Here is a 25,788-nt window from a genome sequence, read left to right on the forward strand (position 1 = left end):
CTTGTTAATGATGTCTATGCCTTTTATGGTAACTTTTTGAATATCGTTTAATACGGTTTGGCCTTCGGAGAGCGATTTATGTTTGATGCCTTACTACTGACGCAAGAAGATAAACGTACGTTTGCTCAAGTTTCACAAATCACAGAAGCTGATTTGCCAGAAGGGGAAGTCTTGGTTGATGTCGCCTATTCCTCGCTGAATTATAAAGATGGTTTAGCTGTGACGGGTGCTGGCAAAATCATTCGTCAGTTTCCTATGGTACCAGGCATCGATTTTGCGGGCGTGGTGCGCGAATCGACGGATGCAAGATACCAAGTTGGCGATCAGGTGATTTTGACGGGCTGGGGCGTGGGCGAAAATCACTGGGGTGGAATGGCGCAAAAAGCGCGAGTTAAAGCCGACTGGCTGGTGCCCATGCCGCAAGGTTGTGATGCCGCTAAATCCATGATGATAGGCACGGCTGGGCTTACGGCTATGTTGTGCGTGCAAGCGCTGCAGCAGGCTGGGGTAACACCGCAAAGTGGGGATATTCTTGTTACAGGTGCCAGTGGTGGTGTGGGTTCTGTGGCGGTGACTTTGCTCGCCAATGCTGGCTATCGTGTGGTTGCCTGCAGTGGTCGGGTTGAACAGAATGCGCCTTTATTGAAGGAGCTTGGCGCCGCAGAAGTGATTGATCGCAGTGAACTTGAACAAGATGCTAAGCCGCTTGAGGCGCAGCGCTGGGCGGGTGTGGTCGATACCGTTGGCAACAAGATCCTCGCCAAAGCATTAGCGCAAATGCAATACGGTGGTGCAGCCGCTATCTGTGGTTTAGCGGGCGGTTTTGCATTACCAACAACCGTTATGCCGTTTATTTTACGGGGTGTGAGTTTACTGGGAATCGACTCTGTTTCTTGTCCATTTGAGAAGCGAAAAGCGGCGTGGGAAGCTGTGATTAAAGCACTACCCGAACATTTTTATCAGCAAGCTTGTCAGCAGATATCATTGGCTGAGGTGCCTGATTTCGCAAATAAAATTATCCAAGGTCAAGTCACAGGACGTGTATTAGTTAAGCTGTAATCCCGTTTCCTACGTTTTAACACGATGGCAACACTGAGGTGTTGCCAATTACGACTAAACCATTAGTTGAGCCTCCTGTACTTGTTCTTCATATCGGCTATTTCGGCAGTGTAATCGTCACTTTAAGGCCTGTTGGTATACGGTTCTCGGCTTTAATCTTACCTTTGTGGGCGGTGATCGCCGCTTCAGTGATTGCCAGCCCAAGTCCCCAGCCTCCACTTTCTCTTTGTCTTGCCGAGTCTGGGCGGTAGAAAGGTTTAAAAATGGCATCGAGTTCGGCGGCATCTATGCCTGGACCATCGTCTTTTATGGTAATTTGTACTTGATCAGCCGTCGCACTCGCCTGCAGGTGAATACCGCTTGCGGCATAACGGATCGCGTTACGCAGCAGATTTTCAATCGCGCGGGAAAGTGATTTAGGAAAATGCGCTAACTCAATTTCTTCATCGATATCGATAGTAATGCTTTTACCTTGCTGTTCTGCTTCAAATTCCGCATCGTCTAAAACTTGGCTCAGGGATTCGGCCAAGCCTAAATGTACTTTGGTTTCGTTAGTACTGAGCTTGACCCGCGAGAGCTCTAACAATTCACTGATAAGCTTTTCGAGTTGCTCAACTTCATAACCTATGCGTTCCGTTTCGGTGGTCTGCTGACCTTTTTTACGGGCGAGGGCAAGGGATAACTGTAGCCGCGTCAATGGGGTGCGTAGTTCATGGGAAATATCCCCCATGAGCCGCTGCTGATTATTCACCATAGCTTCGATGGAGTCGGCCATGCTGTTAAAAGCCGTGGCGAGCTGACCAATTTCATCGTTGCGCTGAGTGGTGGACTTATCGACTCGGTGACTTAAGTCGCCTTCTGCGAGGGCATTAGCACTCTTTTTAAGTGAATTTAATGCCTTACCTAAATGCCACGCGAGCAAGCCACATAATAATCCCGAAAGGAAAATCGCCAGGCTTAAGGTTAATAACTTATTTTCGGCGAAGAAGAAGAACCAAGGCCGTGGATGGTTATCTGGTAGGCGACCATAAAGTGAATAGGTTTCAGCGCCCAGATTAAATTGATAGGGACCAAACACCAGCTCATCTTTAAACTGATGGCTAATCGGTTGTTTTTCTTCATCTGCCATCAGCATAAAGCTGCGTACACCGCGACTCACCCTGTGTGTGTTGACGACTTGGCCCTGGCTGTTGACGAGATAAACTCGTAGTGGCTTGCCTTCCATGTCTCGATGTCTTTCCCAGCGACGAAGAAAATCGGATTCCAGTAAGGCGGGGTTTTCTTGAATGCGCTTAGCTATCGTCGATAGGACTTTTTCAAGGTGAGGTGGCAGTGGCGCACGGTCGTGATTTTGTTGCAGCAATGGTAGCAGACCCACTAAGGCAATGATTAGCGAGCTGCAAAGCCAAAATCCGAGCAATAATTTGATAAATAAACGATTAGGCACAGTCGATACCGCCGTTATGGAAGCCAAATATAACCTTTGCCACGGATGGTTTTCACCCTTGGCCGACCATCGCTACGCTCGGGGAGTTTTTTACGTAGATTCGATAAATGCATGTCTAAGCTGCGATCGAAGGGCATGAGTTTTTTGCCGAGCACTTTCTCGTTTAACTCTTCCTTGTTCATCAACTCTCCAGCGTGCAGTGCTAGGGTGTGCAGCAGAGTGAATTCGGTGCCTGTGAGTATGATTAATTGCTCATTACAGTAAGCTTCTTGGCGCGATGGATCTAAGCGCAGATCGCCAAACTCTTGGGCGGGCGCGGCATGGATTTCTTGGGTTGTTAAGTTCGAACGACGAATAATGGCGCGGATACGGGCAATTAATTCTCTGTCATTAAATGGTTTTGGCAGGTAATCGTCGGCGCCTATCTCAAGCCCAACCACGCGATCGATTTCATCGCCGCGGGCCGTCAACATTAATACTGGGGTTTGTTTATGTTGGCGCAGTGCGCGTAGCACTTCAAAACCGTTTAATTTAGGTAGCATTACATCGAGTAGGATCAGATCGTAATCTGCGGTCAGTGCCAGATCTAAACCTTGTTTACCGTCGTAGGCCAAGGTTAATTGAAACCCTTCTAACTCGAGCAGTTGCCCTAGTAGCTCAGATAAACCCAGATCGTCATCGATTAATAATATCCGACTCATACTGTTCCTTAATCTCTGTAATGTGGCCTCGTGTGCCTGTTTATCATAGGCACTTTTAGCGCTTTGGCTGAGTATACCTGTTTTGATGTCAATTGCTGTGTAGCAATGTAAGCCAAAGTAAAGAATAGAGAATCTGTTAGTTATTGCCGCAACTTTACAGTGATTTACTCAGGCAACGCCCTCACTTACATATAGGGGTTTAGACTGGAAGGGTCGAAAGTGACTCGGCTTAAAAGGGTCGTCACTGTGTCTTATTACTTGCCATATTAAAGTTGAACCATCGAGGTTAACACTATGAAAACATTATCACCTTTGAAAGCGAGCCTGTTTGCCATTCTAGCGAGTTCTGCGGTTTTCGCGACGGCAGTTAATGCTGCACCTAAGGATGCTGGCTGCGACTTCTCTAAATCTGAATTCCATAAAGGCGACCGCATGGAACATGGCGGCCGACATATGGACCACGGTGGCATGCATCGTATGTTTGAAGGGCTCGATTTAACGGATGCCCAGAAAGCTGACGTCAAAAAGTTGTTTGCCGATCAGAAAGCCACGCGCGCTGATAATCGTCCAACGAAAGAGGAACGCTTGGCACATCGCACAGAGATGCAGGCCTTAATTACCGCGCCAAGTTTTGATGAAACACAAGCAAAGGCACTGATGAGTGCGCAGCAAGAGCAGCGTCAAACTCAAGCCATTGAACGTATGAAGCTGCATAATCAAATATTTAATCTGCTGACACCAGAGCAGCAAGCTAAGTTTAAAGCGCGATTTGAAGCACAAGCTGGTAAAGAACCTCGCGGTTAAGCGTCTTAGCTGATATACAATAGGGTCATAGCTTCCCAAGATAGATCCCTTATGACTCAAACTTCCCAATACGATTTTTGGGTCAAACTGGCTAGCCGCGCTTCCGTGGCTACCGCTTTGATCCTTATTCTTATCAAGATGTTCGCTTGGCTTTATTCCGGCTCCGCCAGTATGTTGGCATCTTTGACGGATTCCTTTGCCGATGCTCTCGCTTCTATTATCAATTTTATTGCCATTCGTTACGCGCTTGTGCCGCCGGATCATGACCACAGATATGGCCATGGTAAGGCTGAGCCGTTAGCGTCTCTAGCGCAATCCGCCTTTATTATGGGCTCCGCATTTTTATTACTTTTCTATGGTGGCGAGCGTCTATTAACACCTGTTCCGGTTGAAAATGCCACCATAGGTGTAGTTGTTTCTATCATAGCGATTGTGATGACGTTAGCTTTAGTCATGTTGCAGAAACGCGCATTAGCGGCGACAAAAAGTACTGTGGTTGAAGCTGATTCGCTGCACTATAAATCAGATTTATTCCTTAATGGTGCGGTATTGTTGGCACTAGTATTAGCGCAATACGGTTGGTGGTGGGCTGACGGTTTATTTGCGGTAATGATTGCATTTTATATTGGTCATCAAGCCTTTGGCTTAGGTTATCGCTCAATTCAAGCCTTGTTAGACAGAGAGCTAGACGAAGAAACTCGCCAGCAAATCACGCAAATCGCGATGGAAGATCCACGGGTGCAAGGGCTGCATGATTTACGCACTCGTCAAGCAGGCAAAACTGTTTTTATTCAATTTCATTTAGAACTCGATGGCAATTTGAGTTTGAATGAAGCCCACAGTATTGCTGATACAACAGGGATAAGAGTCAAAGCCGCCTTCGAAGATGCTGAGGTGATTATTCACCAAGATCCGGTTAAACCTGAAGTCAACGAAACATAAATTAAGGACAAGCTATGGCATGGATGCAGAAGCAAAGTCACAGATGGGATCATTCCACTCGATTGATATGTCGCTATCATAGGCTATCGACTCGCTTTGAGTTGATAGCCGAATCTGTGATTTCTGACATTAGCATCCCTATGAGTACAGAAATCACGCTCCTGATGGAACAGAAACCTTCGATAGTAAATCAAGCGGATAGTACCGTATCTCCTGTGATAGCGGGGGCTTGGAGTCAGTTAGTCCTGCGTAAACATCTTTATTACTTACCGCAGAAAATTGATCTCGACATTGCTAACCAAGCTTATCGAGTCCATGTCTGGCCATTATTTCTTTAGCGTACACGTATTACTTGTGTGGCGTCTGGCAGAGTTGTCGTATCCGAATATTTGGATGTGAGAAGGCGTCGTTCCCTCATCCGTTGGCTATATGCGAGTTTTATAGGGCTGTTGCGGGTGTTAGGTTAAAGTTATTAATAGTTTCAATTTAAAAATAATACTTACAGTAAATATTATTTAGCCACATAACGAATAACAATAACTTCCATTTTCCGACTCAAGCTGAATCAATGCTGTATGATTTGTATTTTGATAATTTAAACCATGACACTTCTGAATTGCTTATTGTAATATCCGCGCCGTCTAATACTTTCGTTAAATCATTAGGGAATTATGATGAATAAATTATCAATTGTTGCTATCTCTTTACTATCAGCATTAGCGGCCACTCAAGTCTCTGCAGCAACCGACACTACTGGATTTTATGTGGGTGGTGCATTAAATAGAGTCACAGCTGATGCTTTTGATGGTTCAGAAACCGGTACTGGTGTAGGCGTATACGGTGGCTATAACTTCAATGAATGGTTTGGTTTAGAAGCTAACCTGTTTGCCACTGGTGACTTAGGCGATAAGGATGTTGATATTAGTGCAGGTGCATTAAGCTTCACACCTAAATTTACTGCACAAATTAATGATATTTTTTCTGCCTATGCCAAAGTGGGTATAGCATCTATGGCGGCGAATGTTGATGGCTATGGTTACGATGAAGACTTTACTGGTTTTGGTTGGACTTATGGTGTAGGTGTTAATGCCGCCGTAACAGAGCACTTAAATATCCGTGTAAGCTATGATGTCACTACAGGTGATTTAGATGCCGACCGTAGCTATTTAGGATTAAAAGATATTGACACTGATATTAAGCAATTCGCTGTAGGTATGCATTATCAATTCTAATTTTTTTAGATTTGGCATATTTAATTCATGCCAATGAAAATGAAATGAATTTCAAATAGAAAGGGATGTGAAGATATCCCTTTTTATTGTTTGATATGAATAAGCTTGTATTGATATAACGAGTAGTAACGTTATTTTATCTACTCAATCCATCGACAGTTCTTTTAATTTCCGCGTTAAAGTATTTCGTCCCCAGCCTAAACGTTTCGCCGCTTCCTGTTTATGGCCTTGAGTATGGCGCAGCGCAGTTTCTAGCAGTATGCGCTCGAATGCGGGCTGCACCTCAGTTAACAGATCGCTGTTTCCTTCCGAGAGTTTTTGGTCTATCCACTCAGTCAGTGCCGATTGCCAATCTTGGCTGCCTTTCGCCGTGTGGGTGACACTCACAGGGTCTTTCAGTAATTCTGGCGGTAAGTCTTGGGGTAAAATTTCTTGCCCCGATGCCATTACGGTTAACCAACGACAGGTGTTTTCGAGTTGTCGGACATTACCGGGCCAAGGTAATTGGGAGAGTTTTACCGCAGTCTCCTTGGCCATGATCTTAGTTTCCACGCCAATTTCCTTTGCTGCAGAGGCGAGGAAATGGGTAGCGAGCTGGGGAATGTCCTCCCGTCTTTGTGATAGTGGCGGCAAGTGCACGCGGATCACGTTGAGGCGATGGAACAAGTCCTCTCTAAAGCCACCTTTTTGTACTAATAATTCAAGATCTTGGTGGGTCGCCGCTATGATACGCACATCGACTTGTACCGCATTATGACCTCCGACGCGGTAGAATTGGCCATCGGCGAGCACTCTGAGTAACCGTGTTTGTACGTCTAACGGCATATCGCCGATTTCATCTAAAAAGAGCGTGCCACCGTTTGCTTGTTCGAAGCGACCTTGGCGCACATTGGCTGCGCCAGTGAAGGCACCTTTTTCGTGGCCGAATAGCTCAGATTCGATTAAATCCTTAGGGATCGCTGCCATGTTCAGCGCGATAAACGGCTTATCTTTACGTGGGCTGTGCTTGTGTAACGCGCCAGCCACTAACTCTTTTCCCGTACCCGATTGACCATTGATCAGCACGCTGATCGATGAGCGTGAAAGTCTGCCTATGGCGCGAAACACTTCCTGCATCGCTGGCGCTTCACCTATGATTTCGGGTGTTTTGACTTGGGCTTCCTGCGCGGGTGCAGGGCTCTGTTCAGTGGCATGGGTAAGTGCGCGCTCAACCAGAGAGATAGCCTCATCGATGTCGAAGGGTTTAGGCAGATACTCAAATGCGCCCGCTTGATAGGCACTCACTGCACTGTCTAAGTCTGAGTGCGCTGTCATAATGATCACGGGAATATGGGGATAATGCACCTGCAATCGTTCGAGCAGGCTTAAACCATCCGTGCCGGGCATACGGATGTCCGACACTATCACGTGCGGTTGCGATATTTCTAATGCCTGCCACAGGGATTCGGCGGCGGCAAAGCTGGCGGTGCTGAGCTTAGCACCTTGCAGTGCCTTTTCGAGTACCCAGCGTATCGAGCTGTCATCGTCGAGGATCCACACTTGTTCACTAATTCGCATCTTGCTTCCTCATACGGTAGGGGTAGGTACTCTCGAAATTATTTAGCGCTTAAAATCGGTAATGAAATGATAAATTCTGTGTGCCCAGCGCTGGAGAGGCAATCGATCCTTCCCGAGTGTAAACGGGCAATATTATGGGCAATCGAGAGGCCTAAACCTGAACCTTGCTCACGGCTTGTCACCATGGGATAAAATAATGTGTCCATTAGCTCAGGCGGTATACCGGGGCCGTTGTCGATAATCGATAGGGTTAACACTAGCTTGTGGCGCTGTGAACCTATGGTGACTTGGTGTTGAGTGCGAGTGCGGATCAAAATCTCGCCCCCCGTATGCTCAAGTGCTTGCACCGCATTTTGTAAAATGTTCAGCACAGCTTGCTGCATTTGGTCCGGATCCATCTCGATATCGGGAATGGATGGATCGTAATCCCGTTTGAGCTGGATGTTAGCGGGCAGCGCCATTTCAACTAACTTATAGACCTTTTGCACCACTTGATGGATGTTGTGCAGACTGTGCTGTGTCGGCCTTTGCGGGCCGAGCAGACGGTCCACTAAATTACGCAGCCGATCGGCCTGCTCTATGATGAGCGTAGTGAATTCCTTCAGCGCCGGATCATCCAGCTCCCGCGATAATAGCTGCGCCGCACCGCGAAGGCCGCCTAAAGGATTCTTGATTTCATGGGCTAAGTTGCGCACCAAAAACTGCGCCGCTTGTTGCTGTGCATCTTGACTCAGTTGCTGATGAATGCGTCTTTGTTGGTCGACTTGGCGCAGTTCGAGCAGGCTGAGCTCTGCCTCATCATCGAGGGGAATAAGGGTTAAATCAACGGTATGATGTTGGCCATCGAGCGTGACTAGTGCTGCCGTATTGACCGTTAAGCCTTGGCCGGCTGTTACTGCATCCATTAATAGCTTGGCGTCGACACCGAGGATTTGATAATGCTCAGGCAAAGTTTGTTCTACGAGTCTATGGCTACCAACACCTAATAATTGCTCTGCTGCTGCGTTGGCATAACAAGGCTTGAGATCCTTATCTATGACAAGTACAGCGGTAACTAAATGATTGAGCAGTGTCTCTTTATCCATCGACCATTCCTAGAAATAGGGTTGCACCACTATGGTGCACCAATCTGGTGCAAGCTGCAACTTGTCTTCATCAAACGGTTTAGTCAGGAGGAGTTAATCTAACTTCATGTATTTAAAGTTTTTATACTAACTTTTACTATACAAATAGTGACATTAACGCTTAGCTGCTTGATGAAGAAATATCTTTCTTGGTGAACTTGATGCAAAGACTTTGCCGTTTTGAGTCAAAGCGTCAACGACTAAGGTATGTTCACCTCTGTCGATGTTTTTGAGTTTAAAGGTACCGCCAATTTGCGGTTGACCGACGGGGTTGCCATCGAGCTTGAGGGCCATCAAATACTGACTTTTTAGCTCTGGGGTGATAGTCGCAACGACGTCGAAATCGCCATTGTTATCTCTGACGGTTTCCTCTTCGGTCGGAGAGGTAATATTGACTTGATATTGAATAGATTCAATTGCTTGAACTGAGCTGTTTAAGTCTGTTTTGGGCAGAGGAAGGGCAATTTGATTTAAGGTCTTATCTTTTAGCTCAACGACTTGGGCATTTGGCTGCGGCTCATCGGAGTAATGGACTTTGCCATCCTTATCGACCCATTTATAAACAGTCGCTTGCGCTAACATGCTAAATAGCACTAAGCCGATGAGTGTGAGTGAACGCATGCTAAAGTCCCTGTAGCCTTGAGATAGAGTTAATCAAGATTAGTCTCTTTTACATCAAAAATCATGGTGTTTGTTGCACTAAGTGGTTAAGGATGTCATCACAGAGAAGGTATAAAGTCGACAGAAAATGGGGCGGCAGAAACAGGGGTTAGTTAAAGTTGGTTAAGCTCGGGCACTAACATGTGCCCGAATTCTATCCATCAATTACAGGCTTGCATCGAGTTGTTTCTCGATCTCACTCGCTTTGACCCAAGCGGCATGTTGGGATAATTGAGTGGCATAGCGTTCAATGTGTTCAAATTTCGCGAGATCGCCACTGTTCGCCAGTAGTTCTACAACAAAGGACATCATGATATCCGCACCCGTGAGCTTGTCTGCAACAAGATAGGTTTTATCGGCCAACATATCATTGAAGTAATGGCTTATCTTACTGACTTCTATCGCCGCATAACCTTCAAGGAAATTGGTTTTACAACCGTCCTTTTGCACGAACATACGCAGTAACAAAGGCAGCATGGCTGAGCTTTCGGCAAAGTGTAGCCATTGCAGATAACTGACATAGTCTGCGCTGTCTCTGGCGGGGGCTAAGGTATCCGCCGCATATTTTTCAATAAGATATTCGGTGATCGCACCCGATTCTGCTATCACTTGACCGTCCATTTCGATAACGGGTGATTTACCTAACGGATGAATTTGCTTAAGTTCGGGTGGCGCGAGAAAAGTCTGGCTATCACGTTGATAACTCTTAATTTCATAGGGTTGACCTAGCTCCTCTAGCAACCAGATGATACGTTTAGAGCGTGATTTATTGAGATGGTGCAAGGTGATCATGGGCTTTCCTTTGGACAGTGAGAGTACATTTTGGCTGTCGCACTATTATGGTGCGACAGCTCTTTTTAACGTATTTAGCACACTTGTGCGCCTGTCTTTGTTCATTTCAAGCTGAGCGTCGCGTATTTATCGCTTAGCCTCTCGCGTTCAATTGCGCAACTATGGTTTCGGCTACGGCTTCGGATGATCCCGGATTTTGGCCTGTGATCAAATGGCCATCTGCGACGACAAAGCTTGTCCAGTCATCGCCTTTGACATAATTGCCACCATTTTTCTGCAGCATGTCTTCAACCAAAAATGGCACGACATGAGTGAGTTGCACGGCTTCTTCTTCAGAGTTGCTGAAACCGGTAACCCGCTTGCCGCTGACCAATGGCTTGCCATCACTGGTTTTAGGGTGCAGCAATGCAGCAGGCGCATGACATACGAGCCCTAGGGGTTTATTGGCTTGATAAAACTGTTCAATCAAGACGATAGAATGTTTATCTTCGGCAAGATCCCACAGTGGACCGTGGCCGCCCGGATAAAAAACCGCATCATAATCGGCTGCGTTGATTTCACTTAAGCGAGTGGTATTCGCTAGCAGTGCTTGAGCCTCAGGATCTTTGCTAAAGCGTGCAGTAGCTTCGGTCTGAAAGTCTGGCTCATCACTTTTTGGATCGAGTGGTGGTTGACCGCCCAGTGGTGAGGCTAAGGTAATGTCAAAACCTTTATCTTTAAAAACATAAAAAGGTGAGGCGAATTCTTCTAGCCAAAAGCCGGTTTTTAAACCGGTATCACCGAGTTTATCATGCGACGTGAGTACCATTAATATATTCATTTTCATACCTTTACCTAAGTTGCTCACATCAATATGTGTGAGCTTTGGGTTTAGTTCATTTGACGTTATAGGGCTAAGGTCAAAATGTCACGGCTCATGGCTGGGTCAATATTGCCATGTTCGCCAAGTGCCACCATGCCGTGCAGTTCAAGCTGTTTCACTACAGTATCAACGTGGCTGGCATCGAGATCATAGGCAGATAAATGTGTCGGTATGCCCATGGCTTCGAAGAAAGCCTTGGTTTTTGCGATAGCGGCGTCGATACGCTCGTCATCTGTACCTGTGTTGATGTGCCACACACGGTCGGCGTACTGGAGTAGCTTTTCGCGTTTAGCCTCTTTTGTACATTGCAACAGGGCAGGCAGTACGATTGCCAATGTACGCGCATGGTCGATATCGTAAAGTGCAGTTAGTTCATGGCCAATCATATGGGTTGCCCAGTCGTGGGGAACACCGACGCCAATCGTGCCGTTGAGTGCCATAGTGGCAACCCACATTAAGTTCGCGCGAATGTCGTAATCTTCGGGTTGAACTAGCACTTGTGGACCAAGCTCAATCAAGGTTTGTAAAAGACCTTCGGCAAATCTGTCCTGCACGGCGGCGTTAACTGGGTAAGTGAGGTATTGCTCTGTGATATGTACAAAAGCATCGACAACACCGTTGGCCACTTGGCGCTCTGGCAGGGTGAAGGTTTTGGTCGGATCGAGTATTGAGAATTGTGGATAAACCAAATCATTACGGAATGGCAGTTTAGCCTGTAGTGATTTACGGGTCACTACGCTGGCGTTGTTCATTTCGGAACCGGTCGCAGGTAAGGTTAACACTGAGCCAAAAGGCATAGCTTGAGTCACATTGGCGCCCCAGCTAGTGAGAATGTCCCAAGGTTCACCTTCGAATACCGCTGCAGCGGCAACAAATTTAGTGCCATCGATAACCGAACCACCGCCAACCGCGAGGAGGAAGTCGATATTCTGCTCACGTACTTGGGCGACGGCTTTCATTAAGGTTTCATAGGTTGGGTTTGGCTCAATGCCATCGAACTCGACAACGAAACGATTACCCAATGATTGTTTAACTTCGTCTAACGTGCCTGTTTTTCTAGCACTGCTGCCGCCAAAGAGGATCATCACTTTAGCATCGCTCGGTACTAGAGAATCAATTTCGGTGATAGTGTCTTTACCAAAACGGATTCGGGTCGGGTTGTAATAGTTAAAATTTAGCATGGATGATGTTATTCCTATTATTACTTTAAATGAGCAGCGTTAATTGAGCTGTATTAATTAATCGCCCGTTAAATTAGTAGACCAGTCGTCTAATTTTGGGGCGTGAAAATGTATTCTTTAAAAATCTGGGCTGATCGATATCAGCAAATATTAGTTTTGAGTCGGTATTAGGTTAAAGGGCCGTTTTAGGCGTTAAAATGGATTCAGTCGTTACGAGTGCACGTTCGAGTGCCGTAGGGCTGTGGCCCAACTTGTTCATTAAGCTGGCGCCTAACCACATGTGATACAACATTTCAGCGGTTGATTGCGGATCTTGCTGGGCGATTGATCTATCGGTTATGCCCACTTGAACACAAGTCGTTAACCTCTCTATGATGCCGGCGGAGCCTTTAAGTAAGGCAACACGCATGGCTTCTGATAAATCGGCCACTTCGGCGCTGAGCTTAACGACTAGACACTTTTGATCTACGCAGCCATCGGCTTGTACGTGCAACCATTGTTGCCAGTATTGCATCAAGCGTTGATGGCCTGTCAGTGTTGAGTCATTGAATAATGCGTCTAAATCTAATTGATATTTTTCAAAATAATCAGTAATAAGCGCTTCACCAAATTGTTCTTTGGATTTGAAGTAGTGATAAAACGAGCCTTTTGGCACTTCGGCCGCCTGCAGCAGTAGGGATAAGCCGACGCTGGAGAAGCCTTTGCGTACGATCAGCTTGTAGCCGATGTCGAGAATATGCTGGCGAGTGGATTGAGTTTCAATTTTCATGGGGTTTAGGATAAATCAAATTAGACCGGTCGTCTAGTGTTGTTTTTTTCGGCGATATCAACGCATTCGATTTAGTATGCTTTGCATTGTGACTTTTGCGCTGCCTTGAGCCAAGTTAATAAAATTGCCAAATTGATAAATGTTAGACGGATAAGGCATTCTGATGGTGAAATGGTGAAATGGTGAAATGGTGAAATGGTGAAATGGTTCGGTAGGACAACATACTCACAGTGCTGAGATAAACCGTCACTGTGAGCGTTCGATTAACGATTGATATGAAATATTAATCGCACTGTCACTTAATCGAGATGACTAGAGATAGCTACAGCAATATTCGGCAATGGCTGTGTTACGAATTTTAAAGCTAACATTTGCAGCCAGCTCAAATTGAGTGCCTTCTCTAAACTCCTGCCATACAGAGCTCTCCGGTAACAACACCTCAAAACGGCCACTGGTGACTTCCATTATTTCGCCTTGGGAGGTTGAGAACTCATATTCCCCTGGTAATACAACACCTAAGGTCTGCTTGCTGCCATCGGCAAAAAATACGCTACGGCTAGCCACTTTGCCATCAAAGTAGATGTTGGCTTTTTTAGATACTGACACTTGCTCGAGTAAACTCATTATTAATCCTCTATAAATTGGCTTGAGATGAATTTATATGCATATTTAATAAATTTCAATGCATCATTTGTCGCATGGATGTGCGCATTCAATATAAGTTGATGCTAACGTTCGGTTTATTGCTTATTTCCCACTATATCATTTTGTTTGAAATGGTCGGTATGGCTTGGCTGTCATTTAAAGTTATTAATCATTTTTCTACTTAAAAATAATGAGTTGTCGGAATTTTAGTGAACTTTTGATGAAAATAGTCGGCACCGCTTTGTTTAGCTGAGATTCTTCTCCTATAGTTTTAAGGCAGGTTTGATTCTGCAAAGATTGAAGGAATGGAATTCGACGCGCGACAAGGAGTCTCACCATGGGTTTTACTCGTAAAATTCAGCTTATCAGTTTATTGATTGTCCTATTACCCCTCATATTTGCCACCGCAATAGTGACTTACATTGCTCGGGATGAATTGTTTGCCGAGGCTCAGTCTCGTTTAGTGGCAGTGCGTGAGATCAAGCAACGGCAGATTGTTGGCATGTTTCAGGACTTTTCCGATAACCTGCAGGCCGTCAGCGCCGTAATTGCCAGCCAAAAAAGCCTCGATACTCTTACTGACATAGATCAAACCTTGCAGTCATTAAATAAATCCCTCGGTTTTTATGACCTATTTATTATTAGTGACGATGGCACCGTTTTATATACAGTGGCGAAGGAGTCTGATTTCGGCACCAATTTGCGTACTGGACCCTTCCATGATTCGGGATTAGCACAGTTATTCAATAAGGCATTGGGATCGGCGGGCACAGTATTACTACAAGATTTTTCCGCATACGCGCCTTCAAATGGTCAACCTGCGGCATTTATTGGCCAGTCGATTCAGTTCAATCAGCAAAGATTGGTGGTGGCGGCTCAAGTATCAATCGATCGCATCAACAGAGTTATGCAAATTCGTGAGGGTATGGGGCAAAGTGGTGAAACTTATCTCATTGGCCCAAATAATCGTATGCGTTCTGATTCTTTTCTCGATCCCATTAATCGCACTGTTACGGCTTCGTTTGCAGGAACGGTAGCTCAGAATGGTGTCGATACGCTGGCGGTAAAGGAGGCGCTGGCAGGTAAATCGGGTGTGATGCAAGTGAATGACTATAACAATAATCCCGTTTTATCCGCTTATTCTCCTGTCGTTGAGCTCGGTTTACGTTGGGGTTTGATGGCTGAAATTGATGTGAGTGAAATAGCAGCTCCCGCCTACCGTATGATGTTTATCGGCTTATCTGTTTGTGCAGCAGCCTTAGTGTTGGCGTTCGCTGCCGCTAAGTTAGTTACAGGGTTTGTATTAAAGCCGCTCGGCGGTGAGCCTGAGGACATGTGTAACTTGACCAGTATGATCGCCTCTGGCGATTTAACTCATAATTTACCGCATGTTCAAACGGATAATCACCTGATGAGTTGGTTGGCGCGGATGCAAACTAAGCTCAAAGAAATCATCAGTCAGCTGGTGGGCGTTGGGCATGAACTTGAATCTGCCGCCGAACAAAACTCTGCCGCTATGACACAAGCCGATTGCAGTATTCAGATGCAGGCTAAAGAAACTGATATGTTGGCTACTGCAGTTGAAGAAATGAGTTATGCCGCAGCTGAAATCAGCACGAATACGATGAGATCCTCCGATGAAGTGTCCGCCTGTACCCATTCGAGTGAAATTCTTTCGCAAAACTTGGCTAGTACTCGTAAAAGCTTAAAAGTGACCTTGAGCAGTTTTGCAACTATTCATCAACAGGTGGGCAGTCTTGAGGCGGATAGTCAGAAAATCGGCTCAGTATTAGCTGTGATAAATGCGATTGCGGAACAAACTAATCTCTTGTCTCTTAATGCGGCGATTGAAGCAGCGAGAGCTGGCGAGCATGGTCGTGGATTTGCTGTGGTTGCCGATGAGGTGCGTCAGTTAGCGGTGAAGGTTCAGTTAGCAACTCAGGATATTGGGCAAGTGTTAAAAGGTATTCAGCAACAGTCAGGTGTGCTGGCGTTGCATAGTGTGACTTGTTCCACTGAAGCCTCTAAAACCGCAGAAGATGCGGATGGAATGCAGACCGCGGTGGATGATATTGCTTTGCGCTTAGAAACCTTAAAGGCATTAATGATTCAAACCGCAACCGCTGCGGAAGAACAAACAACGGTTTCGGCGACGATTGCGCAGGGGATTGCGGGCTTAAGCGTGGCGGCGGAGGAAAATAGTGCGGCTATCAGCCAAGTAGCAGCGAGTACGCGGAGTCTGTTGGGGTTAGCAAATCAGCTTGGTTTAACAACGGCACAGTTTAAGGTGTAGATATTTTTCGCTGCATTTACAGTGTTCTCACCTTAGTTGGTGCTGTAAATGTGACTGAGCTGGATGTTACACATCCGCCAGAAATGGATTTCTGGCGGATATTTTTATCAGGACTTCAGTTGGTTATCCCATGAGTGAGCATTAACGTTTACGCCAAATTGTCATTTCTGAGATGGAATGTTGGAATTTACGTTTAGTCTCGCGGATCACGAAGGGAATTTCCTTCACTGCGACCAGCTCAAATTGGCCGATCAAGGTTTCGGTCAAACCATCTAAGGTGGTGAAGTTCTCTCCTTTGACTTTAACGCCACCTAACCATTTATCCTTGGGCGTATAATCTTCAAGCCAAGTGTATGGCGAGGCAATCACAAGGTATCCACCTTGATTAATCCGCTGGGCAATACTGGTTAAAAAGTGTTTAGGCTCGTTCAACCTGTCGATAAGATTTGAGGCATAAACCAAATCATAACCTGTGTAGATGGGCTTTAAATTACAGGCATCACCTTGCATAAAGTTGACCTTTTTCGCCTCAAGCTCATATCCCAGTTTTGCGAGACTCGCACTCTTAAATTCCTGTAAGTCGCCTTCGGTGCGTATGGTGTAACGTTTTTCACCTTGTTCTGTCAGCGCATAGGCCTGTTGAATAAAGCGCGCCGAGAAGTCGATACCATCAACATGATCAAACACTTTTGCCAGCTCGAAACTCGCGCGACCAACGGAGCAGCCGATATCCAGGGCTTTAGCAGTATGAGTCAATTGAATTTCACTCAGCGCTTGCTGCACACCATTGACGCAGAAGTTAGCAACCCCGAAATATTCGGCGCCATAGTGAAATTCAAGGTATTGGGAAATCAGTTCATCCGTTTCGTACACATTGACCTCTTCCATTTGAGCTGGATTTTGGGTGGATTCCACATAGCGAAAGCCCGCGTGTTGATAAAAATGTCGACGAAACGAATAGCGTGATGAAGCTATTGCCTCATTACCCGTAGAGATCCACGAGCCGCCTTTGATGAGATTATGTTTGCCATCGAAGGTTGGGGTGGAGAAATCATCGTAAAGTGGGTGTACGGCGAAGCCGTCAAAACCGTCGATTGCGGTTTCTGTCCATTGCCAAACATTACCGACAATATCGAAAAAGCCATTATGTTCGAAGCGATTCACTGGGCAAGAAGAGGCGTAATAAGCCAAAGCAATATTGCCCGGCACTTCATGCCAATCGGGCGCATCGGCGGGCACATTCTCGCGTAAGATGTACCACTCAGCTTCAGTTAATAGACGTATATTGCTTTGCTTTTGTTCGGCTTTCCAATTACAGAAGGCCTTAGCTTCGAGCTGATTCACTTCAACAGGCCAGTTTAATGGCAGCGGAATTTCTTCCACTAAGTTACGTTGCCACCATTTATCTTGTCTTAAGCGCCAAAAACGCGGCATTTGTGCTTGGGTATAGGCAAGCCAAGCTTGGCCTTCTTCATTCCAAAATTGGGGTGAGCGATAGCCGCCAGCTTCGACGAATGCGAGATACTCTTGATTCGAGACTAAGAATTTAGCCGCCTTAAAGTCGTTAACGTTAAATATTTTATGGCCGTACTCATTGTCCCAGCCGTAGGTTTGGTCTTGTTCTGTTTTGCCTAAGGTCACTTTTTGCCCTTTTACAGCCAATAAACTGTTGGTCTCGGCAGGGGCGGTGTCTTGGCACGCAGGCCAGAGGTGGTTGGGCGCGACATACTCCAGCGGCAGTTGGCGTATGATCACCGATGAGGTTTCTAAATGAATACGCTCATGTTCAATGCCCATCAAAATGATCCAAGCTGGACTATTTTGAGTGATAGGTAACGCTAGAGGCATTTCATCGATAACACGATTGATGACAGCATTAACTTGTTGGCGATAGCTTCGCACCTCTGCTACATCCGGCCACGGATAATGTTGTTCGTTCAAATCATCCCAAGACATCTCATCGACACCAATGGCGAACATGGATTCGAAGTTGTCGTTTACTCGTTCATCGAGAAATTTACCAAGTTTGAGTTTGTTGATATAGAAAGTGGCCGTATGGCCAAAGTAAAAGATTAACGGATGGCGCAGCGGCTCGGCTTTGAGGTAATAGGCGCTATCTTCTTGGATCAAATCATACAGAGACTCGTATAAAGCCCATGTCTGATTAAAGTATTGCTTAAGCTCTTGACGCTTTCCGGCCTCAGTTTCACCAATGAGCTTAAGGGGTTGAGGGGGTTGCGTTATGGGCTTATCCATAGACAAGTAAACTCCGTATTTATCGGCCTGCGGTGCAAGCATGGGAAGATTAATCTATCGTGTGTGACTCTATACGCGATTACTGAGCTCAGGATCACTTTGTCAGCTTAATGTGTCGGTTTCAGGCAAAGTGTTTTACAAACTAACAGAAAGACCAATTGAGTCCAACATCAGTGCTGGAGCTTAAAGCATCTCAGGTATGACCCTTTGGTTTGGAATTATCTTACAAAGAAAGTGATGCGCTCAATTTAGTGATGCTATCCCTTACAGGGATTAAAATTATTTTATCCCTGAAGAGTATTTTCTCTGTCGGGGTTAAGGCAGAATGATCCCGTCCGTAAAATTATTATGCAGGATATAACGGGATGACAATTAACGCATTATGGATACCCGCCTGGTATGAGCTTGATCCGTCGATCGTAGTGGGTGTGACTGAGGAGTTTGTTTTTCACAAGACTGCCGCAAACGAGGCGTTAAAGTTTTACAGCGGTGCAAAGGAAAACGATGCCGTTAAGGCAACCGGAACTATTTCGGCCATTAAGCACAATGTCTTGGGGGACATTGAAAGTGTCGATGCGCAGGGGCTCGATTATACGCTTGTGTTGCAAGATGGACGGCGTTTGTTAGTCAACGCAGAGGAAAACCCTGGCTTGGTTTATGAGTGGGTTGATGACAGTTGGCAGCCTTCAGATATGGTCATTACAGATTGGACATTAGCAGTACAATTTGCGTCTTTATCACCATTGACGCCAATAAAGTAATTGAAGGTTTATCGTGAGTAACTAGATGGCAAAGTGCAGTTAGCGCTCGGGATCCGAGGTTGACTGCACTTTTACTTGTTCAGCAAGTTGTTGGTATTCTTGTTTGATTTCTGCAATATAAACATCGTGAAAATTCAATTCATTAAATTCTTCTATACAGAGCTGATAACGGCGTAGCTGCTCAGATTTTTCTTCGGCGGTATCCCATATTTCCATTAGCATAGCGTTTGATTCCATTCATAAATTTAATATATGTATCCAGCATGCATTTTAACTATGTCTACTGATAATTAATCGAGTCGGCTTCAAAATGGTTACGCTTCATGTTGTCCTGAGACGTTATCTTTTCTATAAATCGATGTTAAACAAAGTGTTAGAGTTAACAACTATATTATACCGTATGAGTGGATAACTTTTTTCCTCATCTTCTTCGGGACAAATGCTTACATCAAGGCGCTGCCATATCCTTATAATGTTTCTATCTTGATGATTGGATTGTGCCTGTGAGCATTTTGCTCTAGATTGATATTTCTTTGTTTTTATCTTCTGGCCTTGATTCTTTTTTGCCCTTTGGAGCCGTGTAATGGCTAATATTCTGTTAGTTGCCAATCTCAACTGTGATCGGATCTTACTGCTTGATAAACCTTTAAAAACGGGTGGACGTTTCCATTATCAAGATGGCGGCCAAAGGCTCGGTGGCGGTGGGGCAAATACCGGATTAGGTTTAGTCTGGGCTGGGCATAGCGTCGCGTTGGTGAGTCAAGTGGGCCGTGATGACATGGGGGATTGGCTCATTGCAGAAGCCAGTACTCAAGGGCTCGATTGTCGTTTAGTGCAGCGCCGCGCCGGCAATACATGCGAAATGCTGCTTGTAATGACGCCAGATGGCGAGCGCACCATTATTCGGCCACAAAGACCCATATTTGAATTATCTGTACCGCCGAAATGGCAGCCATGGGACGCGCTGTATTTTAATACTTCCGCAGAAGGCTCTGTCAGCTGGGCAAAAACAGCTTTAGAACATTGTCTTGTGGTCGCGCAATTAGCCAAGGACGACAGACAGAGACCTTGTCATATTTTATTGGCCTCCATGAGTGATATTCAGGGGCGTTGTGATGGCGCATCTTGGGAATATGGCAAAAGCATTGGCGGCGATTGTCTGCGTTACTTTATTGTCACCGATGGTATCAATGGGGCTAAGGTTTACACGCACGATCAAGTGCAGCATGTTGCCGCTATCCCTGCCACAGTTGTTGATACCACTGGCGCTGGTGATGCCTATGCTGCAGGGTTGATCCACTGTCTCTGCATCGGCCAGTCGATTACTGAGGCCATGGCAGAAGGGGCGATTTGGGCGGCATTTGCGGTGGCAACTGATAGTTCTATTCCGGGTGAGGCACTAAAACAGTATTTAGAGGCGAAGCAAATCGCATGAAAATCTGCGGGCGAGCAGTTTGAGTCATCTTTCTGTCATACGTCCTTGCTAGAGTATGTCTTGTGGCGCATAGCTTGTCCCTTAACGTTTTCTTGTACTTTTCTCCCATTTATTGGTTAGTATGTTTTTTGCCTCGTTTCCCCAACGAGGCATTTTTTTGCTCAAAATAAAGTTATTCCATCGTAGAACGCCAATACGACAGAAATCTTGTGCGGCTATGGCGCAATTGCGTTAACATTTATTCAACTAAAATAGTTATCGTTAAATTAAAATAATAAGCCACTCAAGGTGTTCTGTAGTCTTTGGAGTTGAGAATGGGCAATAACGCTTGGAATGATAAAAATAAATTTATTTGGCTTCTGTCTGTTTTGCTTTTGGTCTCCTTTTTAGTGACCAGCGGTATCAGTTACAAAGTAGCCCATGATTCACTGAGCCAACAAATAGAGAGCAATACCTTACCGCTCACAAGTGACAATATTTATTCAGAAATTCAACAGGATTTGTTACGACCCATCTTTATTTCATCCTTGATGGCGCAGGATACCTTTGTTCGGGATTGGACCTTAAGTCATGAGCAAGAGCCCGAAAAACTCATTCGTTACCTTAAGGAAATCCAAGAAAAATACGGTACAGTCACGAGCTTTTTTGTGTCTGAGAAAAGTCGAAATTATTACCATTCCACGGGCATTTTAAAACAAATCCAAGATGTAGAGCCTGACGATGCTTGGTATTTTCGAGTGCGTTCTTTACCTGAATCTGAGCATTATGAGGTCAATATTGATGCCGATACGGCTGATCGCAGTAAGACAACAGTATTTGTGAATTATAAGGTTTTTGATTTTGAAGGAAAATTTATTGGTGTTACCGGTGTGGGGTTGGCGGTTGAAAAGGTTAAAGCCTTAATTGAGTTATATCAAAAGCGTTATAACCGCCGAGTGTTCTTTACGGATCGGCAAGGTAATGTCACTTTGCATGGCGATCAATATGACGGTACGGATTCGCTGCAAACGAACGTAGGGCTTGATAATTTGGCTACGCGTATTTTAACCAGCCCAAGTGCCGCCTTCAGCTATCAGAAAAGCGGGAAAACGGTTTATCTCAATAGTCGCTTAGTTCCTGAGTTTAAGTGGTATTTGATTGTTGAGCAGGAGGATGCGCCACAAGAGCGGGAACTGTTAAATACGTTTTGGGGTAATTTGGCGTTAAGCCTAATGGTGACTCTAGGTATTTTATTCATCTCAAACATGACCTTAGGTCGTTATCAGCGCAAACTAGAAATTATGGCGTCTACCGATAAGCTCACTGGCGCCGCTAACCGTCAGGTGTTTGATGAGTACTTTAGGCAGGCGTTAGATAAAGCTAAGCTGACACAATCGCCGATTTCAATACTCTTGTTGGATATCGACCACTTTAAAAAAGTGAACGACAGTTATGGGCATGGGATTGGTGACTTAGTATTAAAAACCATGACTAATATGCTGCGTGGTTTACTACAACAACAGGATATTTTATGTCGTTGGGGCGGTGAGGAGTTTTTAATTTTACTCCCTGAGATGGACTTATCCCGAGCGGCAGAACTGGCAGAACAGATCCGTGACCTCATTTCCCAGCGGGAAATTAAAGTGAATGGATTACACATTTCTATTACTGCCAGTATTGGTGTTGCTGAGCATCAAGTGCAAGAGCCTGCGGAGGACCTTATCAAACGTGCCGATCTGGCCTTGTATCAGGCAAAAGAAGCGGGCCGAAATCAAGTGGTGTTAAATCATTCATAGACTCTACTCGGTTCTTCTTGGCAGCAATGTTTAGCCTACCTTTGTGGGTTATGGCGTGGGTTGATTGTATTATTGGCGTATCGCGGTTTACACTCTGACAGTAATGCGCGATAGGTCATTGATTTGGAGTTGCAGATGTCAAAGTTGTTGATTAATAAGTTGTCTGGATTGTACTTAGGAACTCATCTTCAAGAAATGTCCGGTGTTGCTACGGGGATTGATGGTAAGCAAGCGGCTCAACAACTGTTAGTGCATATCGACCATGTTGAAGGGGACGCGCAGGCCGATCCAAAACACCATGGCGGCCTTGATCGCGTGCTACATCATTTCCCCCGCGAGCACTACGGCCAATATCGTCGTTGGGACTTAATCACCCAGCTCGAAGATGCGCCCAGCATGGGAGAGAACATTAGCACAGTTGGACTGAACGAAACTCAAGTCAATATTGGCGATATCTTGCAAATTGGCGCAGTAAAAGTGCAAGTGACTCAGCCGCGTTCACCTTGTTTTAAATTGAATCTGCAATTTGGTCACAAAGAATTCGCCCTCGCCATGCAGCAAAGCCAATTATGTGGTTGGTTTTATAGAATCTTAACCCCAGGGATTATTCAGTTAAACGATAGGATTGAATTAGTTGAGCGTCGTACTGATATCAGTGTTGCCGAGGCCATGTCACTCTATTTCTCGCCAACGTTTAATACCAGTGCCTATGATCGTTTAGCTTCCTGCGAGGGATTAGCGCTGAGTTGGGTTAATAGCCTACAACGCCGCTTAGCATTACAGACAGTAGAAGATTGGCAAATGCGTTTATATGGGCCGAGTGGAAAATAAGGCTTTATATTCAAAATGATAAAACAGGGATGACCTATGATTGAACCCGTTACAAAAAGTGATAAAGATTTTGGCTTACTGGTATACGCCTCAAGTTTTATTGGATACTTAGTGCCGTTGGGCTCTATTCTTGGTCCTTTGATCATTTGGCTGATGAAGCGTGAAGAGTCCGCATTTGTCGATCAATGTGGCCGTAGTTGTTTGAACTTTAAATTGAGCCTGTTGATTTATGTGATCATCAGTGCCGTATTAGCTTTGGTCGGAATAGGTTTCATTTTATTGATCTTACTGGGTATATTCGATCTGGTGTGTACTGTGCTGGCGATTATTAAGGCCAGCGAAGGTAAAGTGTATCGCTATCCATTAACGATTAAATTTATTGCTATGGATTAATTGCCTCTGCGAGTTAAAGAAAAACGCCTTAGATGGAAACATCTAAGGCGTTTTTTATGGCGTAAATTTTAAGGTTTTACACCTTAAACTTGGCCACTAAGGTATCTAAGCGGTGTGACAGTTGATTCAAGGCTAAACTCGCCTGTGCCGCCGCTTGTGCAGTATTGGCAGTACGTTGAGTAATGTCATTGATTTCAGTGACGTTACGGTTGATGTCCTCCACAACTGTGGATTGTTCTTCCGTTGCCGCAGCAACTTGAATGTTCATGTCGCTGATAAGACCAATGCGATCGCTAATGCCAATTAACGATTTGCTGGCTTCATCGACGGCCACAACGCCTTCGTGGGAGCGGGTACGACTCTGGGCCATCGCATTAACCGCGCGGCTGGCTTCCGATTGCAGTTTGTCGATCATGCCTTGCACTTCATTGGTCGATGCCGCGGTGCGTGAGGCTAAGTTACGTACTTCATCGGCCACGACAGCAAATCCACGTCCAGCTTCGCCGGCACGTGCTGCTTCAATGGCCGCGTTAAGTGCTAACAAGTTAGTCTGCTCAGAGATAGCGCGGATCACATCTAAAATACCACCGATGGATTTAGTGTGGGTCGCGAGGGACTCAATCACTTCACCCACTTGGCCAACGTCTTTCGACAATTGGTTAATGGTATCGCGGGCACGGGTTACCACAACTTGGCCGCTGCTGGCTTCAGTATCTGCATCTCTGGCGGCAACCGCAGCTTGGGCGGCATTACTGGCAATTTCATTAACCGTCGCGCCCATTTCATTAATGGCCGTTACCACCATCATAGTGCGATCTTTCTGCTCGTGGCTGTCTTCTAAGGTTTGCTGTGCCTGATTCGACACATCCTTAGCCGAGAAACCGAGCTGTTCGCTGGTTTGTGCCACTTCGATGACAGATTCCTGTATCTTACTGATAAAGCTGTTAAATCCTTTGGCGAGCTGTGCAATTTCATCTTCACCATTGACTGGTAGACGTTGACGTAAGTCACCTTCGCCTTCGCCTATGTCGTGGAACATGGCGGCAACTTGGGCAATAGGACGACTCACAGAACCTGCCACCACGATGGCGAGTACAATAAAGCCCGCTGCAATTATTAGCGTCCAGATTAAGATCTGATAAGCCGCTTCGGTTAATAGTGCGAACACTTCGGCCTCGGGCACCTGTGCGACTAAGTACCAATCCATAGATGCGATATAACTACTGGCAACCAGCATTTTTTCGCCATTGATTTTGGTATTGATCAGATTGAAATCACTGCGGTTTAATAATGAGCTTGAACTCGCATCCTTGTATAAGCTGCTTAGGCTGCTCTTACCAATTTGGCTCGTATCTGGGTGGAGTTTTACCTCACCTTTAGCATCCACTAAGTAGACTAAACCGGTTTCTTCAATTTTAAACGAGCTCAGCAAACGCACCATGTCATCGAGTGATTTAGCGAGCCCGACTAAGCCGCGACCATTGGGTTGTTGGTAGTTGATGAAGAGTTTGACTTCGCCGTTGGCCTCAGTAAATACGTTCAACATACGTTCTTGGCCACTGTCTCGGTAACCAAAAAACCAGCCGTCCTGCGCAGGAGTGAGCACGCGCAAAAAACCATCCTGAGTATAGTAGGCGGCAGTTTGTCTGTCGGCGTAGGAAGCTTGCGCTAGCTTATACTGACGAGTGATGTCTTTGAGTTGGGCTACGACTTGGGGTTCTTGGGCCTGCGGTCTACCGTCTTCGAGCCATTGCAGTAACATGCGGCTACTGGCCAATTGCTCTGCAGCATTCATCAAAGTGGAAATGTCGAGATCGATCTTATTGCGAATTTGCATCATTAAGCTCGGTAATTCCGAGCCTAACATCCTTTGTTGTACGACATTTTTCGCGCTACGTTGGCTTAATACGCCGACGAGTATGGTCGACAGCAGTACTGCAAATGTCACTGTTAACAGAATTTTCTGCTTAATGGTGAGGTTATTAAATATCATAAATATCAATATGCCTGTGTTGGACTATTTTGAGTTATCGGTCAACGCACTCTTGTACGGTAAAAGATTATCGGACAGAAATGTTAAAAGTTAACCTTAGTCTAGGCCGGTTGCCGAATAAAACAGCGTATAGAACACTTATTTGGCCTAACCTGTTGGTCTTGCTGTAGATCTAATTATGTAGAGTATAGATGGAAATGAGATGGTGATTGAAAACGAACTCTTTTTTGTGTGGCAATTGTGGCCAATGTCGCGAGTAAGGGCAAGCAAAAAAAG

Annotated in this window: 23 protein-coding genes and 1 pseudogene; 11 read left to right on the plus strand and 13 right to left on the minus strand. The window is 45.5% G+C overall.

Translation table 11 applies throughout. The features are described from left to right. Positions 1-78 precede the first annotated feature (78 nt). Positions 79-1,059 (plus strand): MDR family oxidoreductase, encoded by a 981-nt coding sequence (locus tag HUB64_RS20735; RefSeq protein ID WP_105251060.1) that lies wholly within the window; start codon positions 79-81, stop codon positions 1,057-1,059. 97 nt (positions 1,060-1,156) lie between these two features. Here the strand turns inward: HUB64_RS20735 and HUB64_RS20740 are convergent, their stop codons facing one another. Both HUB64_RS20740 and HUB64_RS20745 read right to left on the minus strand, forming a co-directional pair. Then, complete coding sequence (locus HUB64_RS20740; RefSeq protein ID WP_217363110.1) at positions 1,157-2,533, minus strand: ATP-binding protein; 1,377 nt, start codon at positions 2,531-2,533, stop codon at positions 1,157-1,159. Beyond that, positions 2,521-3,207, minus strand: coding sequence for a response regulator (locus tag HUB64_RS20745; RefSeq protein WP_105251061.1), 687 nt, complete (start codon positions 3,205-3,207; stop codon positions 2,521-2,523). The genes HUB64_RS20740 and HUB64_RS20745 overlap by 13 nt, the downstream gene beginning before the upstream one ends. Before the next feature lie 294 nt (positions 3,208-3,501). Between HUB64_RS20745 and HUB64_RS20750 the strand changes: the two genes are divergently transcribed. The 4 genes and pseudogenes from HUB64_RS20750 (at position 3,502) to HUB64_RS20765 (ending at position 6,185) form a co-directional block, all read left to right on the plus strand. After that, positions 3,502-4,011, plus strand: a complete 510-nt coding sequence (locus tag HUB64_RS20750) for a Spy/CpxP family protein refolding chaperone (protein ID WP_113941370.1) — start codon at positions 3,502-3,504, stop codon at positions 4,009-4,011. Between the two features lie 51 nt (positions 4,012-4,062). Then, complete coding sequence (locus HUB64_RS20755; protein ID WP_131525141.1) at positions 4,063-4,953, plus strand: cation diffusion facilitator family transporter; 891 nt, start codon at positions 4,063-4,065, stop codon at positions 4,951-4,953. Between the two features lie 14 nt (positions 4,954-4,967). After that, a pseudogene (locus HUB64_RS20760) lies at positions 4,968-5,420 on the plus strand (hypothetical protein). A 207-nt stretch (positions 5,421-5,627) separates the two neighbouring features. After that, a complete protein-coding gene (locus tag HUB64_RS20765) occupies positions 5,628-6,185 on the plus strand; it encodes a porin family protein (protein ID WP_131525140.1) in 558 nt (185 codons plus the stop codon). A gap of 144 nt (positions 6,186-6,329) precedes the next feature. On the opposite strand, the gene glnG is transcribed toward HUB64_RS20765, so the two are convergent. The 8 genes from glnG to HUB64_RS20805 all read right to left on the minus strand — a co-directional run bounded on the left by glnG (position 6,330) and on the right by HUB64_RS20805 (position 13,754). Beyond that, a complete protein-coding gene (glnG, locus tag HUB64_RS20770) occupies positions 6,330-7,742 on the minus strand; it encodes a nitrogen regulation protein NR(I) (RefSeq protein ID WP_131525139.1) in 1,413 nt (470 codons plus the stop codon). Positions 7,743-7,780: 38 nt separating this feature from the next. Continuing rightward, the gene (gene glnL / locus HUB64_RS20775) at positions 7,781-8,827 is read right to left on the minus strand and encodes a nitrogen regulation protein NR(II) (protein ID WP_105251067.1); all 1,047 of its coding nucleotides are present in this window, start codon (positions 8,825-8,827) and stop codon (positions 7,781-7,783) included. Positions 8,828-8,980: 153 nt separating this feature from the next. Continuing rightward, positions 8,981-9,487 (minus strand): DUF4124 domain-containing protein, encoded by a 507-nt coding sequence (locus HUB64_RS20780; protein ID WP_131525137.1) that lies wholly within the window; start codon positions 9,485-9,487, stop codon positions 8,981-8,983. 204 nt (positions 9,488-9,691) lie between these two features. Further along, positions 9,692-10,318 (minus strand): glutathione S-transferase family protein, encoded by a 627-nt coding sequence (locus tag HUB64_RS20785; protein ID WP_168826402.1) that lies wholly within the window; start codon positions 10,316-10,318, stop codon positions 9,692-9,694. Between the two features lie 133 nt (positions 10,319-10,451). Continuing rightward, on the minus strand, positions 10,452-11,144 hold the full coding sequence (locus HUB64_RS20790; RefSeq protein ID WP_173242660.1) for a type 1 glutamine amidotransferase domain-containing protein: 693 nt from the start codon (positions 11,142-11,144) through the stop codon (positions 10,452-10,454). Positions 11,145-11,203: 59 nt separating this feature from the next. Then, positions 11,204-12,361 carry an iron-containing alcohol dehydrogenase gene (locus HUB64_RS20795; protein WP_173242662.1) on the minus strand — a complete coding sequence of 386 codons (1,158 nt, stop codon included), beginning with the start codon at positions 12,359-12,361 and terminating at the stop codon, positions 11,204-11,206. A 172-nt stretch (positions 12,362-12,533) separates the two neighbouring features. Further along, entirely contained in the window at positions 12,534-13,130 is a 597-nt protein-coding gene (locus HUB64_RS20800; RefSeq protein ID WP_173497780.1) for a TetR/AcrR family transcriptional regulator, read from the minus strand. A 312-nt stretch (positions 13,131-13,442) separates the two neighbouring features. Then, positions 13,443-13,754 carry a pyrimidine/purine nucleoside phosphorylase gene (locus tag HUB64_RS20805; RefSeq protein ID WP_173242664.1) on the minus strand — a complete coding sequence of 104 codons (312 nt, stop codon included), beginning with the start codon at positions 13,752-13,754 and terminating at the stop codon, positions 13,443-13,445. A 358-nt stretch (positions 13,755-14,112) separates the two neighbouring features. Here HUB64_RS20805 and HUB64_RS20810 point away from each other — a divergent pair, with 358 nt between their 5' ends. Continuing rightward, on the plus strand, positions 14,113-16,068 hold the full coding sequence (locus HUB64_RS20810) for a methyl-accepting chemotaxis protein (protein WP_105251072.1): 1,956 nt from the start codon (positions 14,113-14,115) through the stop codon (positions 16,066-16,068). Positions 16,069-16,209: 141 nt separating this feature from the next. Here the strand turns inward: HUB64_RS20810 and ovoA are convergent, their stop codons facing one another. Continuing rightward, on the minus strand, positions 16,210-18,324 hold the full coding sequence (gene ovoA / locus HUB64_RS20815; protein WP_105251073.1) for a 5-histidylcysteine sulfoxide synthase: 2,115 nt from the start codon (positions 18,322-18,324) through the stop codon (positions 16,210-16,212). A 365-nt stretch (positions 18,325-18,689) separates the two neighbouring features. Here ovoA and HUB64_RS20820 point away from each other — a divergent pair, with 365 nt between their 5' ends. Next, complete coding sequence (locus HUB64_RS20820) at positions 18,690-19,085, plus strand: hypothetical protein (protein ID WP_105251074.1); 396 nt, start codon at positions 18,690-18,692, stop codon at positions 19,083-19,085. A gap of 39 nt (positions 19,086-19,124) precedes the next feature. Here the strand turns inward: HUB64_RS20820 and HUB64_RS20825 are convergent, their stop codons facing one another. Beyond that, the gene (locus HUB64_RS20825) at positions 19,125-19,307 is read right to left on the minus strand and encodes a hypothetical protein (protein WP_105251075.1); all 183 of its coding nucleotides are present in this window, start codon (positions 19,305-19,307) and stop codon (positions 19,125-19,127) included. Positions 19,308-19,668: 361 nt separating this feature from the next. On the opposite strand from HUB64_RS20825, the gene HUB64_RS20830 reads away from it, so the two are divergent. The 4 genes from HUB64_RS20830 (at position 19,669) to HUB64_RS20845 (ending at position 23,519) form a co-directional block, all read left to right on the plus strand. Next, positions 19,669-20,520, plus strand: a complete 852-nt coding sequence (locus tag HUB64_RS20830) for a PfkB family carbohydrate kinase (protein WP_173242668.1) — start codon at positions 19,669-19,671, stop codon at positions 20,518-20,520. A gap of 314 nt (positions 20,521-20,834) precedes the next feature. Next, positions 20,835-22,295, plus strand: coding sequence for a diguanylate cyclase (locus tag HUB64_RS20835; RefSeq protein WP_173497781.1), 1,461 nt, complete (start codon positions 20,835-20,837; stop codon positions 22,293-22,295). Positions 22,296-22,430: 135 nt separating this feature from the next. Beyond that, positions 22,431-23,126, plus strand: coding sequence for an MOSC domain-containing protein (locus HUB64_RS20840; RefSeq protein WP_173242672.1), 696 nt, complete (start codon positions 22,431-22,433; stop codon positions 23,124-23,126). 36 nt (positions 23,127-23,162) lie between these two features. Beyond that, complete coding sequence (locus HUB64_RS20845) at positions 23,163-23,519, plus strand: DUF4870 domain-containing protein (protein ID WP_173242674.1); 357 nt, start codon at positions 23,163-23,165, stop codon at positions 23,517-23,519. A gap of 76 nt (positions 23,520-23,595) precedes the next feature. On the opposite strand, the gene HUB64_RS20850 is transcribed toward HUB64_RS20845, so the two are convergent. Further along, positions 23,596-25,512 (minus strand): methyl-accepting chemotaxis protein, encoded by a 1,917-nt coding sequence (locus HUB64_RS20850; protein WP_173497782.1) that lies wholly within the window; start codon positions 25,510-25,512, stop codon positions 23,596-23,598. Between the last annotated feature and the right edge of the window lie 276 nt (positions 25,513-25,788).

The organism is Shewanella sp. ISTPL2 (genome assembly GCF_013283205.1).
Taxonomy (GTDB): domain Bacteria; phylum Pseudomonadota; class Gammaproteobacteria; order Enterobacterales; family Shewanellaceae; genus Shewanella; species Shewanella oncorhynchi.